Source organism: Cellulomonas sp. PS-H5 (assembly GCF_019265565.1).
GTDB lineage: Bacteria > Actinomycetota > Actinomycetes > Actinomycetales > Cellulomonadaceae > Cellulomonas.
This window is the reverse complement of record NZ_JAHVCI010000068.1, coordinates 1-17,458: the sequence shown is the minus strand read 5'-3', so window position 1 is coordinate 17,458 and position 17,458 is coordinate 1. Positions and strand designations below refer to the sequence as shown.

Genomic DNA, 17,458 nt, shown 5'->3' with positions numbered 1-17,458 from the left:
CCCCGCCGGCCCCGCCGGCCCCGCCGGCCCCGCCGCCCGCGCCGGGCCCCGCCGTCCGTTCCGCGCGGCGCCCGCACCGCGCACCCGCGCGCCGCACCTGGTTCCTGGACACCGGCGAGTACCGGGCGTACGCGCTGCGCGAGGCGTCCAGCGTCGTCGTCGGGCTGTTCGTACTCAACCTCGTGATCGGCCTGGTGTCCGCGCACCGCGGGGTCGACGCGTTCACCCGGTGGGTCGAGCTGCAGACGTGGCCGCCCGTCGTCGCGCTCACCGTGGTCGCCCTGGTGATGGCGGTGGTGCACGCGACGACCTGGTTCCAGGCGACCCCGGCGATCATCCGGGTGCGGCGCGGCCGCCGGCACCTGCACCGGCGCTGGGTGGTGCTGGCGCACTACCTGCTGCTCGCGGTGTTCGCCGTCGTCGTCGTGCTCTGGCTCGGGAGGTCGTGATGCGCCGCTGGGAGGGGCGGACCAACGAGCCGCTGCTCTGGGCCCTGTTCGGCGGCGGCGGGATGCTCGCCGTGTTCACGATGCCGGTGCTGGTCGTGGTGTTCGGCCTGCTGGTGCCGTTCGGGGTGCTCGGCGAGCCCGCCGACGTCCACGCCACCGTCGCCGGGTTCGTCACGCACCCGCTCGGGGCGCTCGCGATCAGCCTCGCGCTCGGTCTGGTGCTGTGGCACTGCTGCCACCGGACCTGGCACACGCTGCGCGACCTCGGGCTGCACCCGCCCGAGGTGGTGCGCGCCGGGATCTACGGCGTCGCGCTGCTGACGCCGGCGATCACGTACGCCCTCTGCCTCGCCGCCTGACGCCGGGACGCCCCGGGGGTCCCGGGGCGTCCCGGGGCCGCGTCAGTGCGCGACGTGCGGCACCGGCTCCGGCAGCCCCGCGTCGGCCCGGACCCGGCGCGAGAAGCCCTCGATCGACCGCAGCGCGTCCACCAGGTCCGGCACCCGGACCGTGAACGGCATCGCGTGGATCGTCTCGCCCTCCGCGGTCGCCGCCTCGGCCACCCGGGTCAGGTCGTCCACGTCGCCCGGCGTCAGCCCGATCTCGGTCAGCGTGTTCGGCAGGCCGACCCGCGTCGTGAACTCCACGAACTCCCGGATCTCCTCGACCGGCGCGCCCTCGAGCACCAGCTGGGTCACCGAGCCGATGTTCACCTTCTGCCCGTGGGTCAGCCCGTGCGTCTGCGGCGCCGCGGTGAGGCCGTTGTGGATCGCGTGCGCGGCGGCGAGCCCGCCCGACTCGAACCCGAGCCCGGACAGCAGCGTGTTCGCCTCGACGACCTTCTCCACGGACGGGGTCACCAGGTGGTCGCGCACCGCGTCGATCGCGGGCAGCGCGTGCTCCCAGAGGATGTCCCAGGACAGCCGGGCGAGCGCGGTCCCGGTCGCGGTCGGCAGCCCGCCGGCCATCGTCGTGCCGTCGCCGCGGGCCACCGCACGGGCCTCGATCCAGGTGGCGAGCGCGTCGCCGACCCCCGCGACGAGGAACTTGACCGGGGCGTTCGCGACCAGCCGGGTGTCCACCAGCACCAGGTCCGGGTTGTGCGGGAAGAACCGGTACTCCTCGAAGCCGCCCTCGTCGTCGTAGATCACCGAGAGCGCGGAGCAGGGCGCGTCCGTCGAGGCGACGGTCGGCACCGACACCCACCGCGTCCCGGCGAGGTGGCCGGCGGCCTTCACCGCGTCGATCACCGACCCGCCGCCCACGCCCACCACGACGTCGGCGCCGACCTCCTTCGCGCGGTCGGCGATCGTCTCGACCGCCTGCGCCGTGGCGTAGACGCCGAACCCGTCGCGGGTCAGCGGCAGCCCGGCGGCGTCGAAGGACCGGGTCACGGCGTCGCCGACGAACGACCAGACGGTGTCGTCGGCGACGACGAGCGGCGTGCGGCCGATCGGCGTCACCAGCTCCCCGAGCCGTTCGAGCGCGCCCGGGCCCTGGGCGTACCGGGCGGGGCTGATGAGGGTGCGGACGGGCGGGTGCTCCTGGGTCGCGGACACGGCTCCTCCTCCTGGGGTCGCGTCGGCGCCGGGCCCGTCGGTCGCGGTCGTCTCCGGCCGCCGACACCTCCACCGTACGGACCGCCGGTGCCGGTCCGCCACCGGCATGGGCGCTGGTCGGGGGCGCGCAGTAGGGTCGCGGCATGGCACTCACCGAGGACCCGCGCACCGCACCGTCGATCCGCTGGGGCATCCTCGGCGCGGGGGGCATCGCCGCCGCCTTCGCCGAGGCGGTGCGGAGCAGCACCCGCGCCCCGATCGTCGCCGTCGGGTCCCGGGACCGCACCCGGTCCGAGCGGTTCGCCACCGCGCACGGCATCCCCACCACGCACGTCGGCTACCGGGACCTCGTCGAGGACCCGCAGGTCGACGCCGTGTACGTCGCCACCCCGCACTCCGAGCACCGGGAGCACGCCCTGCTCGCGATCGCCGCCGGGAAGCACGTGCTGGTGGAGAAGGCCTTCACCCGGAACGCCGCGGAGGCCGAGGAGGTGTTCGCGGCCGCGCGCGCCGCCGGGGTGTTCGTCATGGAGGCGATGTGGACGCGGTTCCTCCCGCACGTCGCCGCCGTGCACCAGGTGATCGACTCCGGGGAGATCGGCGAGGTCGTCGCCGTGCACGCCGACCACGGCCAGTACTTCCCGTTCGACCCGACGCACCGGCTGTACGACCCGGCGCTCGCGGGCGGCGCGCTGCTCGACCTCGGCGTCTACCCGGTGGCGTTCGCGCAGGACTTCCTCGGCGTGCCCACCCAGGTCCGCGCGGTCGGCGCGCTGACCGAGACGGGCGTCGACGGGCAGCTCGCGATCGTGCTGAGCTACGGCGACCGGACGCAGGCGGCGCTCACCACGACGCTCTGGGCGAAGACCCCCACGACGGCCGCCATCTCCGGCACCGAGGGCAGCATCACGATCGAGGGGTCGTTCTACGCGCCGACGTCGTTCCGGGTGAGCCGGCGCGACGGCCGGTCCTGGACGTTCGACCAGCCGGTGCAGCACGGGCTGCAGTACGAGGCGGCCGAGGTCGCGCGCCGGGTCGCCGAGGGCGCGACCGAGAGCCCGCGGATGACCTGGGCGGACACGCTCGGCGTGCTGCGGACGATGGACGAGGTCCGGGCCCAGGTCGGGGTCGTCTACCCCGGCGAGTGACCCCCGGGCCCGGGGTGTCGGCGGGGGTGGATACCCTGGCGCGCGTGACGCTGCCCCACCCGCCGACGCCCGCGCCCCTCCCGACCGGGCCCGGCGGCCTGTTCGTGTCGTTCGAGGGCGGCGACGGCGCCGGGAAGTCCACGCAGTCCCGGCTGCTCGGCGACTGGCTGACGGGGCTCGGCCTGACGGTCGTGCTGACCCGCGAGCCCGGCGGCACCGAGCTCGGCCGGGTGCTGCGCCGCGAGGTGCTGCACGGCGGGCACGTCGACCCCCGCACCGAGGCGCTGCTGTACGCCGCCGACCGCGCGCACCACGTCGCGTCGCTGGTCCGGCCGGCGCTCGCGGCCGGGTCCGTCGTCGTGACCGACCGGTACCTCGACTCGTCCGTGGCGTACCAGGGGACCGGGCGGGACCTCGGCGCCCAGGAGGTCGAGGACCTGTCCCTCTGGGCCACCGGCGGGCTGCTGCCCGCGCTCACGGTGCTGCTCGACCTCGACCCCGCGGCGGGGCTGGGCCGGCTGTCCGCGCGGCCCGACCAGCCGGACCGGCTGGAGAGCGCGGGCGACGACTTCCACCGCCGCACCCGGGAGGCGTTCCTGGCGCGGGCCGCGGCCGACCCGGGCCGGTGGCTGGTGCTGGACGCCGCGCGCCCGGTCGAGGAGATCGCCGCCGACGTGCGGGCGCGGGTGGCGGCGCTCCTCGGCCTCGCCGCGGGCGGCGCGCGATGACGACCGTCTGGGACGACGTCGTCGGCCAGGAGCCGGCCGTCGCCGTGCTGCGCGAGGCCGTGGCCGACCCGTCGAAGATGACGCACGCCTGGCTGCTCACCGGCCCGCCCGGGTCCGGCCGGTCCAACGCCGCGCGCGCCTTCGCCGCGGCGCTCCAGGACCCGTCCGGCGACCCGCGGAGCCCCGGGTGCGCCACCGTGCTGGCCGGGACGCACCCCGACGTGACGTTCGTGTCGACCGAGGGCGTCGTGATCCGCGTGGACACCGTGCGGCCGCTGGTCGAGCTCGCGCAGCGCGCGCCCTCCCAGGGCCGGTGGCGGGTGATCGTGGTGGAGGACGCGGACCGGCTCAACGAGACCTCGGGCAACGTGCTGCTCAAGGCCATCGAGGAGCCGCCGCCGCGCACCGTGTGGCTGCTGTGCGCCCCCAGCCCCCAGGACGTGCTCGTCACCCTGCGGTCGCGCAGCCGGTCGGTGGCGCTCCGGGTGCCGCCGGTCGAGGCCGTCGCGGACCTGCTGGTGCGCCGGGACGGCATCGACCCCGGCGTCGCCCTGGTGGCGGCCCGCGCGGCGCAGTCGCACGTGGGCGTCGCCCGCCGGCTCGCCCGGGACCCCGAGGCGCGCGCCCGCCGGTCCGCCGTGCTGCGGATCGCCCCGCGGCTGCGCGGCGTCGGGGACGCGGTGCTCGCGGCCGCCGAGCTCGTGGAGACCGCGCAGGCGGACGCGAAGGCCGCCACCGAGGAGCGCAACGCGGCCGAGCGGCAGCAGCTGCTGCACTCGCTCGGCGCCGAGGGCCTCACGACGATCCCGCCGGCGCTGCGGGGGCAGGTCAAGCAGCTCGAGGACGAGCAGAAGCGGCGCGCCACCCGCGCGCAGCGCGACGTGCTCGACCGGGCCATGGTCGACCTGCTGTCGTTCTTCCGGGACGTGCTGGTGCTCCAGCTGGGCGCCGACGTGCACCTGGTCAACGCCGAGCACGAGGAGGCGGCGCGGTCGATCGCGGAGTCGTCGACGCCCGAGCAGACCGTCCGCCGGATGGACGCCGTGGGGGAGGCCCGCACCCGGCTCGAGGGCAACGTCGCGCCGCTGCTCGCGGTCGAGGCCATGCTCATCGCGCTGCGCCCGCAGGCCTGACCGCGGGCGGGTCGGCGGGCCGTTACCGTGGTCCGGTGACTCCCGCCTCGAGAGCCCTCAGCCGACCTGTGCCCGCGACCCGCCGCCGCGGGCTCGCGCGCGTCGCCGCCCTCGTCGCGGTCGCCGCCCTCGCCCTGGCGGGCTGCACGGCCCCGAAGGAGCAGACCGAGGTCACGACCGCGCCGACCGCGGCCGACGTCCGGGGCCTCGACGCGATCTACGCGCAGGAGCTCGACTGGCAGGCCTGCGGCGAGCTGGAGTGCGCCACGCTGGTCGTGCCGCTCGACTACGCCGAGCCCGACGGCGACACCATCGAGATCGCCGTCAGCCGGCACCCGGCGGCCGGCGACCGGCTGGGGTCGCTGCTGATCAACCCGGGCGGGCCCGGGTCGTCCGGCATCGACGCGCTGTCCTCGATCGCGCTGCCGCGGTTCGGCCAGGAGGTCGTCGACCGCTACGACCTGATCGGCTTCGACCCGCGCGGCGTCGCGTCGTCCACGCCCGTGACCTGCGTCGACGGCCCGGCGATGGACGAGATCGTCTCGACCGACTTCGACTTCGGCACCGACGCCGGCATCCAGGCGGCCGAGGACGCGTACGGCGCGTTCGGCGCGGCGTGCCTGGAGAACACCGGCCCCGTGCTGGAGCACGTGGACACCGTGTCCGCCGCCAAGGACATGGACGTGCTGCGGGCGGTCCTCGGCGACGAGACGCTGAACTACGTCGGCTACTCCTACGGCACCCAGCTCGGCGCGACCTACGCGGCGCTGTTCCCGCAGCAGGTCGGGCGCCTGGTGCTCGACGGCGCCCTCGACCCGACGCTGTCCTCCCAGGAGCTCTCCGAGGGCCAGGCGCAGGGCTTCGAGAACGCGCTGCGCGCCTACGTCGCCGACTGCCAGGCCGGCGCGGACTGCCCGCTCACCGGCTCGGTCGACGACGGCCTCGCCCAGGTCCGCTCGGTCCTCGACCGGGCGCGGAAGTCCCCGCTGCCGACCGGCACCGAGCGGCCGCTGACCGGCGCGCTCGCGTTCAGCGGCATCGCGCTCCCGCTGTACGACGAGAGCTCGTGGAGCTACCTCACGATGGGCCTGGACGCGGCGCTGTCCGGCGACGGGTCGATCCTGCTCCAGCTCGCCGACCTGTACTACGACCGGAACGCCGACGGCACGTACTCCTCGAACTCGACCCAGGCGTTCTGGGCCATCGGCTGCGCCGACGACCGCGGCACCACCGACGTCGCCGAGATGCGCGCCCAGGCGGCCGCGATCGAGGACGTCGCGCCGACCGTCGGGTACTTCTTCGGCTACGGCGGCGTGATCTGCGCGCAGTGGCCCGTGCCCGAGGCGGGTGGCCTGGACGACTACTCCGCGGCCGGCGCCGCGCCGATCGTCGTCATCGGCACCACCAACGACCCGGCGACGCCGTACGCCTGGGCGGAGAGCCTCGCGGGCACCCTCGACTCCGGGCACCTGCTCACGTACGAGGGCGAGGGGCACACGGCCTACGGCCGGTCGAACGCCTGCATCGCCGACGCCGTCGACGCCTACCTGCTCGAGGGGACCGTGCCCGCCGACGGCGTCCGCTGCTGACCGCGGGCGGGCCCGCGGGGCCGGTCGTCGGCGGGGTGACGAGGCTCGCTTTGGTCGAGGCGCCGTCCGCCAGGTACAGTGTCCGTGCTCGTCCGCCGGATCGGTGGGCGCGCGCCGCCTTAGCTCAGTCGGCAGAGCGTCTCACTCGTAATGAGAAGGTCAAGAGTTCGATTCTCTTAGGCGGCTCAGCTGGAGGCCCGGGAGTCCTCGCGGATTCCCGGGCCTCTTGCAGCAGTCCGGACGGCACCCACCCGGTGCCGTCGCCCCCACCCTCCGCCGACGTCGTGCGGAGTGAGAGCAGTCGTCAGATCATCACCCTCAGTACCCGCACCACCACCCCCGCCGACACCGCGCCCGTCCAGTGGCGCCAGGCGGACGAGAACCTCTGGGCCGCCACCGCCGCCGGCGAGTACGCCGGCCTCATCGCCTGCGAGCCCGACGGCCACCACGTCAGCGACCACCTGTCGCGCCCCGTGGCCGTGACCCCGACCTGGGACCAGGCCGTCGCCGCGCTCGCCGCGGCCCGCCGTCCCGCTGCGCCCGCACGCTGCGTGCGCACCCACCACCGTCCGCGCCCCTCGGGGCGCGGCACCAGGATCCGCGTCCGCGGTTCCGGTCCTCGAACGAGAGAAGACATCATGACCACCGGCACCGTGAAGTGGTTCAACGCCGAGAAGGGCTTCGGCTTCATCGCTCCCGCCGAGGGCGGCCCGGACGTGTTCGCGCACTACAGCGCGATCGCCTCCTCCGGCTACCGCTCCCTCGAGGAGAACCAGCAGGTCGAGTTCGACGTCACCGAGGGCCCGAAGGGCCCGCAGGCGGCGAACATCCGCCCGCTCTGAGCTGACGCGCGAACGCCGGCCGCCCCCCTCGGGGACGGCCGGCGTTCTGCTGCTCCGGGTCGCTCAGACCTGGCGGAAGCGCTGCACGATCGGGCAGTCGAACGGGTTCCGGGCAGCGAGGCCCACGTCGTTCAGGTACCGCACCACGATCGCGTAGGACCGCAGCAGCGTGGTCTCCGTGTACGGCACCCCGTTGCGGAGGCAGTGCTCGCGCACCAGCAGCCGGGCCCGGGCCAGGTGCGGGCGCGGCATGCTCGGGAACAGGTGGTGCTCCACCTGGTAGTTCAGGCCGCCCATGAGCGTGCTCATCGCGTGCCCGCCGGTGATGTTCCGGGACGTCAGCACCTGCTTGGACAGGAAGTCCAGCCGGCTGCCCTCCGGGATCACCGCCATGCCCTTGTGGTTCGGCGCGAACGACGCGCCCATGTAGACGCCGAACACCGCGAGCTGCACGCCCAGGAACGCGAAGCCGATCCCGAGGCCCAGGAACCACAGCACCGCGGCCGTGTAGACGCTCAGCCGCACGACGAGCATCGTCAGCTCCAGCGTCCGGGCCCGGGACCGCTCCTGCGCGAGGAGGCTGCGGAACGCCGTCACGTGCAGGTTGAGGCCCTCCAGCGTCAGCAGCGGGAAGAACGCCCAGCCCTGCACCCGGGTCAGCGCCGCCATCACCCGGTTCTGCTTCGCGGCGTCCGCGTGCAGGAACACGATGGTGTCCGGCGCGATGTCCGGGTCCTTGCCCACGTGGTTCGGGTTCGCGTGGTGCCGCGAGTGCTTGGTCATCCACCACGAGTGGCTGATGCCGACGACGCCGTTCGCCAGGATCCGGCCCAGGCGGTCGTTCGCCGGGCCCGACGCCAGCACCTGCCGGTGCGACGCCTCGTGCGCGACGAACGCGAACTGCGTCAGCACGATCCCGAGACCGCCCGCGATCAGCAGCTGGAACCAGGACCGGCCGAGCAGCACCGAGCCCGCGACCAGCCCGGCCAGCGCGACGCCCAGGCCGACCAGCAGCAGGACGTAGAAGCCAGGCGTGCGGTTCAGCAGGCCCGCGTCGCGGATCTGGCGGGACAGCTCCTGGTACGAGCCGGTCGACGCGGCCTGGTTCGGCCGGGCGGGGGCCACCGGCGCGGCGGCGGGTGCGGGGGGTGTCACGAAGCGCGCTCCGAACGTGGGGGGTGGTCGACTTCCCAGCCGCGGGCGTGAGCGGGACGCTCGTCGTTCGGATGCGGCCACGCTACGTGACCGCGGGGCCCGCGACCCGGGGGCTGTCCCCCCGATCGCGGGTGGATGTCGTGGAGGCACGGTAGGAAGGCGGTATGGAGCCGCGGATCAGCGTGGTGACGCTCGGCGTCACGGACCTCGACCGGGAGTGCGCGTTCTACGAGGCGATGGGGTGGCCCGCGCCGCGCCGGCCCGACGGGGAGGTGGCGTTCTTCCAGGCGGGCGGGATGGTGCTCGCGCTGTGGACCGGCGTCGAGGGGCGCGGGGCGCCGGGGCTCGAGCTCGCGTACAACGTGCGGGCGGCCGCGGAGGTCGCGCCGGTGCTCGACGCGGCCGCGGCCGCGGGCGGGTCCGTCGTGCGGCCGGCGGCCCTCGCGGAGTGGGGCGGGACCTCGGGGGCGTTCGCCGACCCCGAGGGGTACGTGTGGGAGGTCGCGCACAACCCGGGGTGGCCGATCGGGGAGGACGGATCGGTCACGATGTGAGGCTCCGGGGCGGGCGCGGGTGTCGGGGGTCGGCGGGCCCGGTGCGACGGCGGGCCCGGCGGGCGGCCGGGGCTCCGACGTCACGGTGTGCCGCCGGTACGCTCGCGGCCGTGCCGTCGTACCGCGTGACCCTGGGCGTCGGGCTGCTGCTCCCCGGCGTCGACCCCGCCACCCTGCTGCCCGCCGCGGCGGACGCCGCCCGGGCGCTGACGAAGGTCGAGGCGCAGGACGTCGCCGTGGTCGCGGGCGAGGCGCGGGTGGTCGTGCGGTACCTCGCGGGGGACGACGACGGCGCCGCGCGGATCGGGCGGCGGGTGGCGGCCCGGGCGCGGGAGCTGGCGGAGGTGCGGCGGGCCGAGGTGGCGCGGCGGTCGGGGCCGCGCTGGGTGGCGGTGCGCGGGGTGGGGTGAGTACGGACCTCCGTCCCATCTCCCGCCTGCGGCCGGCTCTAGCGTGGAGCGCGGTTCGCGTCAGCCGCGCGTTCGTGCAGGTGCAGGGGACGGCCTCCGCCGCGGTCCTGCCGTCGATCGCCGTGAGCGCGTCCTAGATGTCACCCGCGCCCGAGCTGGAGCCCCCGTGACGATCGACAGCACCGGCGGCTTGGGTGGCACAGCGGACCCGGGATACGCCGGGACTGCCGTGCCACCCGGTGCCGTCGCATCCGCCGAGAACGCCCCGGGCCTGCTCGAGCTGCGGCGTCCACGGCTGTCGCCGCGTCTGTTCGCGGCGATCGCGGTCCCGTACGGCGTGCTGGGGCTGCTCGCGGCCTGGGCCTCGTACTCGCTGCACGCTCGGGTCGGCTCGGTGATCCGCGACGGCGAGCTGACCCCGGTCGGCGCGGACGCGCGCCTCTGGCAGCTGGTCACCGCGCTGCTCGAGCTGGTGCCCTGGGCGCTCGCCGCGCCGTGGGCGCTCGTCGCGGGGATCGGGGTGTGCGCCGCGGAGGGCGCTCGGAGGCGCGTGACCGTGCGTGCGGCCTGGTCGTGGGCTCTTCGTCGACCGCTCGCGGTTCTGCGGGTCACCGGCGTGCTCCTCGTCGGGCTCGTGGGCGCCACGGTCGCGCTGGGCGCAGTGGTGCTGGTGTTCCCCCCGTTCCCGGACGCCCTGGCGCTCGTCCTGGGTGGATGCGTCCTGCTCACCCTCACCGGCCCGTACGCACGGCTGTCGAACCGGTGCGTCGAGCGGGTCCTGACTCCCAGAGGTCAGGACGCGGTCCGACGGGCGGCCGCGCTGCGCGAGGTGCAGGGGCGCCCGCTGGGCCTCGTGCTGAAGCTCGTCGTGGCGGCCGCAGTCCTGCAGGCACTGGTCCGGATGGCGCACCCGGAGTGGTTCGGCTGGCTCGGGGAGCTGGTCGTCGCGTTCGCGATGGTCGCCGCAGCCTGCCTTCTGGTCGTCGCCGCGGTCGGTGACGCGCTGGCCGACTTCGAAGACGGGCAGCCGGTGGCGCTGCCCACCCTCTCCCGACGACCCGCGGTCGTCCCTGAGGACGCGATCGCCGCGATCGCCGCCGTCGCTCTCCTGGCCGGGGTGGTCGCACCGCGTGTCCTCGTCTCGATGAACACGTCGGACCTCGTCGGGGTGCGCACCGTCGAGTCGCCCGGGTTGCTGAAGAGCCGTGCCGACCTGGTGGTGCTGGGCGATCGGGTGGTGCTGGACCGGAGCCAGGCCTGGTTCGACCGCGGAGCCGTCTCGTGCACGGATCGCGAGTGCTGGGCTGAGCCCGAGGTGGGGCATGACGCCCCGGTCGCCGCGGCGACCTCCGAGGGCGGCGCGTCGGTGTGGAGCGCGGAGTGGACCGTCGGCCCGGGCCGGACGGTCTGGACGGGCGAGGACGTCCCCGTGCGGCTCGAGCTCACGCAGTCCGGGACAGGCGGCGCCGACTGGACCGGGCGCGCGCGGGTCGACAGCGTGCAGGTCCTGCACGAGACCACGCTGTTCGGCGTGGTCTCCGACCGCGTGGACGAGCACGCGGTCCACCTCGGGTGGCGTGACGACGGTCTCGTGCCCGCCGTGGCGACGGCGCCGTCGGGTGTGGTCGCCGTCGCGACGGCTCCCGACCGGGTGGGTGTCCCCCGAGAGCTCATGATCTGGACCTGCGTGAGCGACGACGAGAGGAGCCGCGCCCCGTCCTGCCGCCTCGCGTCCGGGCAGGTGCACGGGCTGATCCCGGGCGGAGGGCGCCTCGACCTCGCGGCGGCGGACGACGGCACCGCCTATGCCGCTGCAGTCCTCGCCGGCACCGACGTCGTGCTCTACGTCGCGGACGACGGCGTCCTCACGGAGCGGCGGATCGGCCTCCTCGGGGGCGATACCACTGACGGGTCGGGTCCGTCGTCGGTAGCCGTCGTCGTCGATCCGCGGGGAACCACGTGGGTGCTGTACCGGCTGAGCCACGAGGCGGAGGCCACTCTCGTCCGGTGTGCGAGCCGCACCTGCGAGACGTGGGACTCGATCCCCGTCCCGGGGGTACCGCTGGCGCAGGGGGCTCTCGCCGTCGACGACACCGGGCGTCCGATGGTCGTGACGTCGGACCCGGACGACGGCGTGCTGCGCCTGCTCTCCTGCCTCGACCACGCGTGCTCGGAGTCGGAGTCGGTGTCGCTGACGGCGGGTCGCCCCGTTCCTGGCGATGGGCTGGCGGCCCCCTCGCTGGCAGTCACCGACGGCCGTCCGGTGATCCTGTCTCCTGGTGACGGGCTCGACAGCCCTGGCGTCCTGCTTCGGTGCGAGGAAGCGCGGTGCGGTGCGGCGTGAGCGCCGATCGAACCACGGGGCGCTCGCGCTCAGGGGCGCCCTCGTCGCACGGGCTCTGGGGCCAGGTCTGGTTCGGCCCGGAGCACGCCGTCGGACCACAGCACCACGACCTCGTCGTCGAGTCGGCGCAGCTCAGCGGTGTCGTCCTCCGTCGCGACCGCGTCGCGCATGGCGTTCCAGAGCGCCGCGGGCGCGGCGTGACCCGCAGCGACCGCCCAGTCCCGATCGCCGAACCAGTACGCCACGCGGTCGTCCGCGAGCAGCCAGCCCAGGGCGTCCGTGCCGTGCTCCCCGAGGTGCCGGAGCGCGACATCGGCGGGGTCCACGACCAGCATGCCGGACCCGTCGTGCGTGAGTCCCGGCAACGCCGAGGCCATGGGGCTGCTCGGTGCGCCCGCCGGCCCGATGCTGTCCAGCATGGTGAACAGCTGGTCGTGCGTCCGTTCCCACTCGTGGAGCGCGTCGCCGACGGCGGTCGCCAGTCGCAGGTCGACCCGCGCGCCGGCGGGGTCGGCGACCAGGTACGCGACGGCCGTGGCGGCGCTCAGGCCCTCGAGCAGGCCTGCCGCGATCCGCGAGGTCGTCGCGCAGTCCCAGGCGGTCGACGCCTCTGCCACCGCCGCCCGGACCTGACGCTGCGCTCCCGCCACCGCCGCGCCGTGCTCCGGCTTGGCGGCACCGACCATGTCGAGCGCGACGAGCAGGTCCGTCAGACCGGAGCCGTCGAGCGCGACGAGTGCCGCCGCCTGCTCGGCCGGGTCGCCGGCCAGATCGGTGAGCAGCAGGCTGACCGCCGCGACGTCCTCGGCGCTCGCGGAGCGCGGCGCGAGGCACGCGCGCGCGGCCGCGAGGTCGGCGTGCGAGCAGGCGGCCCCTGCTGTCCTGCCCGCCGTCGCTGTGCATGCGGGCAGGACCGGCAGCAGCAGGACGAGCACGAGCGCGACGCCGGACGCTGCGCGCCGTCGCGTGCGGGCCGGCGACGACCGCCTCATCCCCCACCCGGGAGGTATGACCGGACCCGGGCGCACGCCGCGTCGTCACCGTCGTCGCACGCGAGGGAGTCCGCGACGGCCGCCGCGTACTCGTCGTCGTCGAGGTCGAACGCGAGCCACATCCCCTCGTAGAAGCTCTGCCAGTAGCTGCCCTCGTACGTGCCCGGATCGATGTCGAGCGTCTCGGCGAGCTCGGCCAGGTCGTCGAGGTAGCTGGTCTCCGGCGCGAACTCGCCCAGCCACTCACCGGATCCGCGGTCCTCCTCGGGGTGGAGCGCGTCGGTCCCGGGCGCCGCGGTCGCCGGGCCTGCTGATCCGGCCGCCGCATCGCGCTCCGTCGCGACCGACCAGGGGGCCAGGCTCCCGGTGACGACCAGGACCACACCCCACGCGACGGACAGCACGACGGCGGTCCACGCCTGCCCGCGTCCGGCCCCGCCCATGCGACGGGCATCGCGCAGCCCGAGCACCGCGAGGACGAGGCCGGGCAGCGCGGCGCCGCAGGCGCCGAGGACGACGGCGAGCAGGGCCAGCACGTTCCGAGGACCGGTCCCGGGCGGCGTCGGCGGCACCGCGTACGGGTCGTGCGCCGGGGGCAGTGGTCCTCCGGCCGGCGGTGGTCCGGCGGGCACGGGCGGAGGACCGGATGCCGGCGGCGGCGTCGGCTCGACGGGGTGCTGCGGGGTGGTCATCGGGGGTCCCTTCTCAGGTGCGCGGGGTGGTCGAGGTGGCGACGCCGTCGAGCCCGAGAGCGCTGTCGAGCCCCGCGAAGAAGCGGGTGAACCGAGGCGAGCTCTGCCAGTCGGCGAAGTGCTGGACGGTGATCGTGCCGCTCGGCTCGCAGGCGCCGAGGAGGGCGGTCTGGGCCGCGGTCAGCCGGTAGCTGTCCCCGTGCGGGGACAGCCGGTAGCGGTGCAGGAGGTGGTGGTCACCGCCCGGCACGGGCTCCCGCGTCGCGACCCGGTAGCGCGAGGACGGCTCGGCTGCCGTGCAGGTGACCACCTCGACCGCGCCGTCGTCCTGGCGGGTCGACTCCACCACCTCGTACGCGGGCGGGCCTGCCGCGGCGACGCCGTCGCCTGGCTGCCACCAGATCGAGTGGCAGAACCGCGAGTCGCGCACGAAGTCCGGATGCAGCCACGTCTCCACCTCGGGCACGTCGCACGACATCTGCAGCGTGGCCCACGCCATGCCCGTCAGCGCCTGGCGCAGCGCCTGCATCTCCGGCGCCTCGTCGGGCGCGGTCGGCGTGCCACGTTCGGGGACCAGCTCGCCCATGGGAGCGGTGGTGCGGTGGGGTGCGCGTGTGCTGTCTCGCGAGGTGCCCCACAGCGCGCCCAGGGCGACAGCCGAGGCTGCGGCGAGGCAGATCGCGAGCAGGAGTGGTGCGCGGCGCGAGCGGGGCAGGATCAGCAACCCGCGACGGCGGGATTCGGCGAGGGGCATTACCTTGCCGCCAAACTCGGCGCCCGGGTCGGAGATGTGTCGTCTCGCCAATGCGGCGGGGGTGTCGAGAACGGCGCGGGCGATGTGAACAAACTCGTTCGCGGCCAGTCGACGAATACCTGGGTCGTGACCTCGACGTCGGGGCACGGGTCGGTGCTCGGGTGCACTTCGCGGAGGCGGTGCGTGGTGGGTTCGAGCCCGAGTGCGATCAACGCGGTGCGCTCGTCCTCGGTCAACGGCGAGAGGTCGTAGGTGATCCGGAACCTCTGGGTCGAGCCTTCGGTCTCTACCTCACCCGTGCTTCGCAGGGCGTAGCTCTGGGGCGAATCGTGATAGCAGGCGATCACCTCGACGTGGTCATCGTCTCGAGGAGCGAACTCGAGTGGCGTGAAACTCGCCGGGCCGATTCCCAACCGGTCTCCTCCCGACGCGGACGGGTAGTTTTCCTCGCACTTGAACACGCCAACGTCCACCAGTGCCTTGTACTCGTCGGTGCTGCACAGGTCGTTGAGCCATCCCCACGCCGCGACGATGAAGTCGTGGCGGAGGGAGACGATGACGTCGGTGTGCTCGTAGGGGTTGTCCGCGGGATGTGGCGGGTTGAGTTCGCCGGGTGTCGAGGCCCGTGTCACCAGGGTCGCCACGCTCGGCCTGGGTGTGGGGGATGGCGACGGGTCGACGGTCGAGGAGCATCCGGCGATCACTAGGAACGCCAGTGCGCTTGTGCCGCACCCTCGGAATCGTATCCGAATGCTAGTTCACCTTTCCGGGCGACATCTGATCGAAGCTCGCGGTTTCAAGTTGCTCGTTCGCGTGCTGGAGCGTGAACACCGGTGTGTCCTGCCAGTCCTCGAAGCTTTGGACGGTGATAGGGAACTTTGGTTCGCAGGATGCGGCGAAGGTGCGAGGACCGGTAGCCATCAGTTGGAACTCCAGGGAGTCGGAGTCCGGCGCCGAAGGCGCCAGCCGCCAGCCCACTTGCCTGTGCCTAACCGGGCCCGCGTCGAAAGGTCGATGGGTGATCGAGTCGTAGCTGAGCTGAGGCTCACGAAGGCAGACCATGACGATCGCGGTGCCGTCCTCGTCTCGAATGACCTCAATGGGTTCGAACGCGGGCGGACCCACCGGTCGTACGCGGTCCAGGGAATCGTCCGCGCGCGGGAGGTCCGATCGCGGGCAGAGAAGGTGCCGATCCCCTGGGCGTACCCCGTCGTGGAACTCGGGGAACTCGCAGTTCAGGTAGAGGCTCGCCCAGGTGACCGCGGCGAACGCGGCACGCAACGATCGGACCTCGGGCGTGTCCTCCAGCTCGGTGTACGTCGGGTGTTCCGGAGCGAGCTGTCCCACGGGAGGAACTGCAGTCGGAGTGGATGTCGGCTCGCCGGCGTCCGAGCGTCCGGTCTGCGGTGCGGGGAGCAGGCAAATCGCGACGAACACCGAGATCAGCGCGAGCGCGCCGAGAAAGACGCGCTGCCCGCGACGGTGATCTCCGGTCTCACCGACCCGGGTTGTTGATGCGTTCACGGGCGCGCCGCCGATGACGCGTCAATTGGTCGCATACCCACCACTCCCAGCGGGGTTCGATGAAGCGTTCGAATCGATGTCGAACGCTTCAGCCAACTTCGCCGCGAGTTCCGCGGCCGTCGATTCGTCGATTCCGTGGTCCTCGAAGTAGACCAGAGCGATTCGCTGAAGGTCTTGACCTGCGGCCTCGCGCTGGCTTATCGATGCGTCCTGGATTTCAGCCCATGTCTTCGTCCCGTGAATCTGGTCGGCGATGGAGTCCGTCGCCACTGCCGTGCCAATCTGGACCAAGTAGTCGGTGATGGAACCCCCGGTCCCGGGCATGGGAATCCACGAGAGGATCGTCTCGAACATGTCGCGTGCGGCTTGAGCTGCCGCGCTTGCGTTGCTCTCGATCCTGCTCGTCTCGCCTGCGAGCGCCCCATAAGCCAGGCCATAGAGCCGTCCCGTTCCTGTGATGACGTCGGTGCGCTGCGAAGCTGGCTGCGCAGCGGAGTCACTCAGGTAATCAGCCATGGCCCGAGCGAATGTGTCCCGGGCATCGTTATCTAGAAGGCTGACGCCGAGCACACGGTTGAGCGCCCCTTTCGTTATATCAAAACCGAGCACGGTGATGATCTCGCGTCCGACAAGCGCGTCTGCAGGTGCCTGCTCGAGCGAAGATGCGTTCCTAGGGTCGAGTCGGGCGACAATCTCGGGGATGACGATTGCCAGCGAGGAAGCCAGGTGAAGAGCGGCTGGGGCCGATACGTTGTGGGCCTCGAATCCCGGGTTCCGTCCCAGTCCATTCACGGCGCGCGAAAGGAAATCGAGAGCTGTGGCCCAGTTGAGGTCGGATGCGTCGTGCGTGCGGATAGTCGGGTCGGAGATGATTGCGTTCATCAGTGCCGCTGGCCCGCCGAATCCGTCGATGGTCCACGGAATCTCCCCGCCGGCCCATGGGTGCTCGCCATACCAGTACTCGACCGTCCGACTGAAGTTTCCGGAGGAGGCGAGGAAGGCGAGCGTGTCGGATGGGATCTGGCTCATGAGCATGAACGAGGCGTTCGCCAACGACTGCTGGTCGTGGAACTGGTCGAACGGTACGTTCTGCGGAACGGCGGTCACCGCGGCGAACCGTGTGGGGTCGATGCGGCGCATGAGCTCGAGGCCCTCGAACACGCCGAGTCCGACGTGGGGCCCGACGCCAGGAGCTGTGAGCAGGACGGAGAGCAGGACCGGTTCGGGAACCCGAAGCCAGTCGGGCAGCCCTTCGGTGCGCAGTTCCCGCACCAGGTGGAAGCCGAAACGCTGCTGGTCATCTGCGCTCCACGCCCGCGACGCCGAGGCAAAGGCGCCGGCGAGCAGGCCGACGAGGTGCGACGTGTCGTCGTTCCCGCTCACTCCCGACGCGTGGCCCATGAGCCGCAGAAGCCCGCGTGCGCCGAGCCCGTCGAAGAACGTGCCCATGAGCTCGGCGTCGTTGCTGTGCATGAGCAGGAACTGGTGGAGCAGGTCGAGGTTGCCGGTGGGGTCGCGGTCGAGCAGGTCGAGCAGCTCGTCGAGGATGTCGGTCTTGGGGATGGTGCGGCCGTTGCGGTAGGCG

Annotated in this window: 18 protein-coding genes and 1 tRNA gene; 11 read left to right on the top strand and 8 right to left on the bottom strand. The window is 73.5% G+C overall.

Going from position 1 to position 17,458, the window contains the following annotated elements; genetic code table 11:
* Together J5O08_RS18365 and frdD are read left to right on the top strand one after the other, a co-directional pair.
* Positions 1-449: hypothetical protein (locus tag J5O08_RS18365; protein WP_218708356.1), on the top strand; the 449-nt coding region annotated here is incomplete at its 5' end.
* The gene (gene frdD / locus J5O08_RS18360; protein ID WP_218708355.1) at positions 449-808 is read left to right on the top strand and encodes a fumarate reductase subunit FrdD; all 360 of its coding nucleotides are present in this window, start codon (positions 449-451) and stop codon (positions 806-808) included. The genes J5O08_RS18365 and frdD, both read left to right, overlap by 1 nt.
* 42 nt (positions 809-850) lie before the next feature.
* Here the strand turns inward: frdD and J5O08_RS18355 are convergent, their stop codons facing one another.
* Positions 851-2,008, bottom strand: coding sequence for a glycerol dehydrogenase (locus tag J5O08_RS18355; protein WP_308281713.1), 1,158 nt, complete (start codon positions 2,006-2,008; stop codon positions 851-853).
* 143 nt (positions 2,009-2,151) lie between these two features.
* Between J5O08_RS18355 and J5O08_RS18350 the strand changes: the two genes are divergently transcribed.
* The 6 genes from J5O08_RS18350 (at position 2,152) to J5O08_RS18325 (ending at position 7,448) form a co-directional block, all read left to right on the top strand.
* On the top strand, positions 2,152-3,156 hold the full coding sequence (locus tag J5O08_RS18350) for a Gfo/Idh/MocA family protein (RefSeq protein WP_218708353.1): 1,005 nt from the start codon (positions 2,152-2,154) through the stop codon (positions 3,154-3,156).
* A gap of 44 nt (positions 3,157-3,200) precedes the next feature.
* Positions 3,201-3,884, top strand: coding sequence for a dTMP kinase (tmk, locus tag J5O08_RS18345; protein ID WP_308281712.1), 684 nt, complete (start codon positions 3,201-3,203; stop codon positions 3,882-3,884).
* Positions 3,881-5,017, top strand: coding sequence for a DNA polymerase III subunit delta' (locus J5O08_RS18340; protein ID WP_218708351.1), 1,137 nt, complete (start codon positions 3,881-3,883; stop codon positions 5,015-5,017). Before tmk ends, J5O08_RS18340 begins: the two co-directional genes overlap by 4 nt.
* 35 nt (positions 5,018-5,052) lie before the next feature.
* A complete protein-coding gene (locus tag J5O08_RS18335; protein WP_308281711.1) occupies positions 5,053-6,606 on the top strand; it encodes an alpha/beta hydrolase in 1,554 nt (517 codons plus the stop codon).
* Between the two features lie 113 nt (positions 6,607-6,719).
* Positions 6,720-6,792, top strand: a tRNA-Thr gene (locus J5O08_RS18330).
* A gap of 452 nt (positions 6,793-7,244) precedes the next feature.
* Complete coding sequence (locus tag J5O08_RS18325) at positions 7,245-7,448, top strand: cold-shock protein (RefSeq protein WP_147796946.1); 204 nt, start codon at positions 7,245-7,247, stop codon at positions 7,446-7,448.
* Positions 7,449-7,511: 63 nt separating this feature from the next.
* Here the strand turns inward: J5O08_RS18325 and J5O08_RS18320 are convergent, their stop codons facing one another.
* Complete coding sequence (locus J5O08_RS18320; RefSeq protein WP_218708349.1) at positions 7,512-8,603, bottom strand: acyl-CoA desaturase; 1,092 nt, start codon at positions 8,601-8,603, stop codon at positions 7,512-7,514.
* 164 nt (positions 8,604-8,767) lie between these two features.
* On the opposite strand from J5O08_RS18320, the gene J5O08_RS18315 reads away from it, so the two are divergent.
* The 3 genes from J5O08_RS18315 (at position 8,768) to J5O08_RS18305 (ending at position 11,911) form a co-directional block, all read left to right on the top strand.
* Positions 8,768-9,157, top strand: coding sequence for a VOC family protein (locus tag J5O08_RS18315; protein ID WP_218708347.1), 390 nt, complete (start codon positions 8,768-8,770; stop codon positions 9,155-9,157).
* A 110-nt stretch (positions 9,158-9,267) separates the two neighbouring features.
* Positions 9,268-9,567, top strand: coding sequence for a hypothetical protein (locus J5O08_RS18310; protein ID WP_218708345.1), 300 nt, complete (start codon positions 9,268-9,270; stop codon positions 9,565-9,567).
* Between the two features lie 229 nt (positions 9,568-9,796).
* Positions 9,797-11,911 (top strand): hypothetical protein, encoded by a 2,115-nt coding sequence (locus J5O08_RS18305; protein WP_218708343.1) that lies wholly within the window; start codon positions 9,797-9,799, stop codon positions 11,909-11,911.
* A 29-nt stretch (positions 11,912-11,940) separates the two neighbouring features.
* Here J5O08_RS18305 and J5O08_RS18300 read toward each other — a convergent pair whose 3' ends face one another.
* From J5O08_RS18300 to J5O08_RS18275, 6 genes are all read right to left on the bottom strand, one after another.
* Positions 11,941-12,903, bottom strand: a complete 963-nt coding sequence (locus J5O08_RS18300; protein WP_218708341.1) for a hypothetical protein — start codon at positions 12,901-12,903, stop codon at positions 11,941-11,943.
* Entirely contained in the window at positions 12,900-13,439 is a 540-nt protein-coding gene (locus J5O08_RS18295; protein WP_218708339.1) for a hypothetical protein, read from the bottom strand. Before J5O08_RS18295 ends, J5O08_RS18300 begins: the two co-directional genes overlap by 4 nt.
* 169 nt (positions 13,440-13,608) lie before the next feature.
* Positions 13,609-14,181 (bottom strand): hypothetical protein, encoded by a 573-nt coding sequence (locus tag J5O08_RS18290; RefSeq protein WP_218708337.1) that lies wholly within the window; start codon positions 14,179-14,181, stop codon positions 13,609-13,611.
* A gap of 167 nt (positions 14,182-14,348) precedes the next feature.
* A complete protein-coding gene (locus J5O08_RS18285) occupies positions 14,349-14,993 on the bottom strand; it encodes a hypothetical protein (protein WP_218708336.1) in 645 nt (214 codons plus the stop codon).
* A 109-nt stretch (positions 14,994-15,102) separates the two neighbouring features.
* On the bottom strand, positions 15,103-15,873 hold the full coding sequence (locus J5O08_RS18280) for a hypothetical protein (protein ID WP_218708335.1): 771 nt from the start codon (positions 15,871-15,873) through the stop codon (positions 15,103-15,105).
* A 21-nt stretch (positions 15,874-15,894) separates the two neighbouring features.
* A partial coding sequence (locus tag J5O08_RS18275; protein WP_218708334.1) for a hypothetical protein occupies positions 15,895-17,458 on the bottom strand: 1,564 nt, incomplete at its 5' end.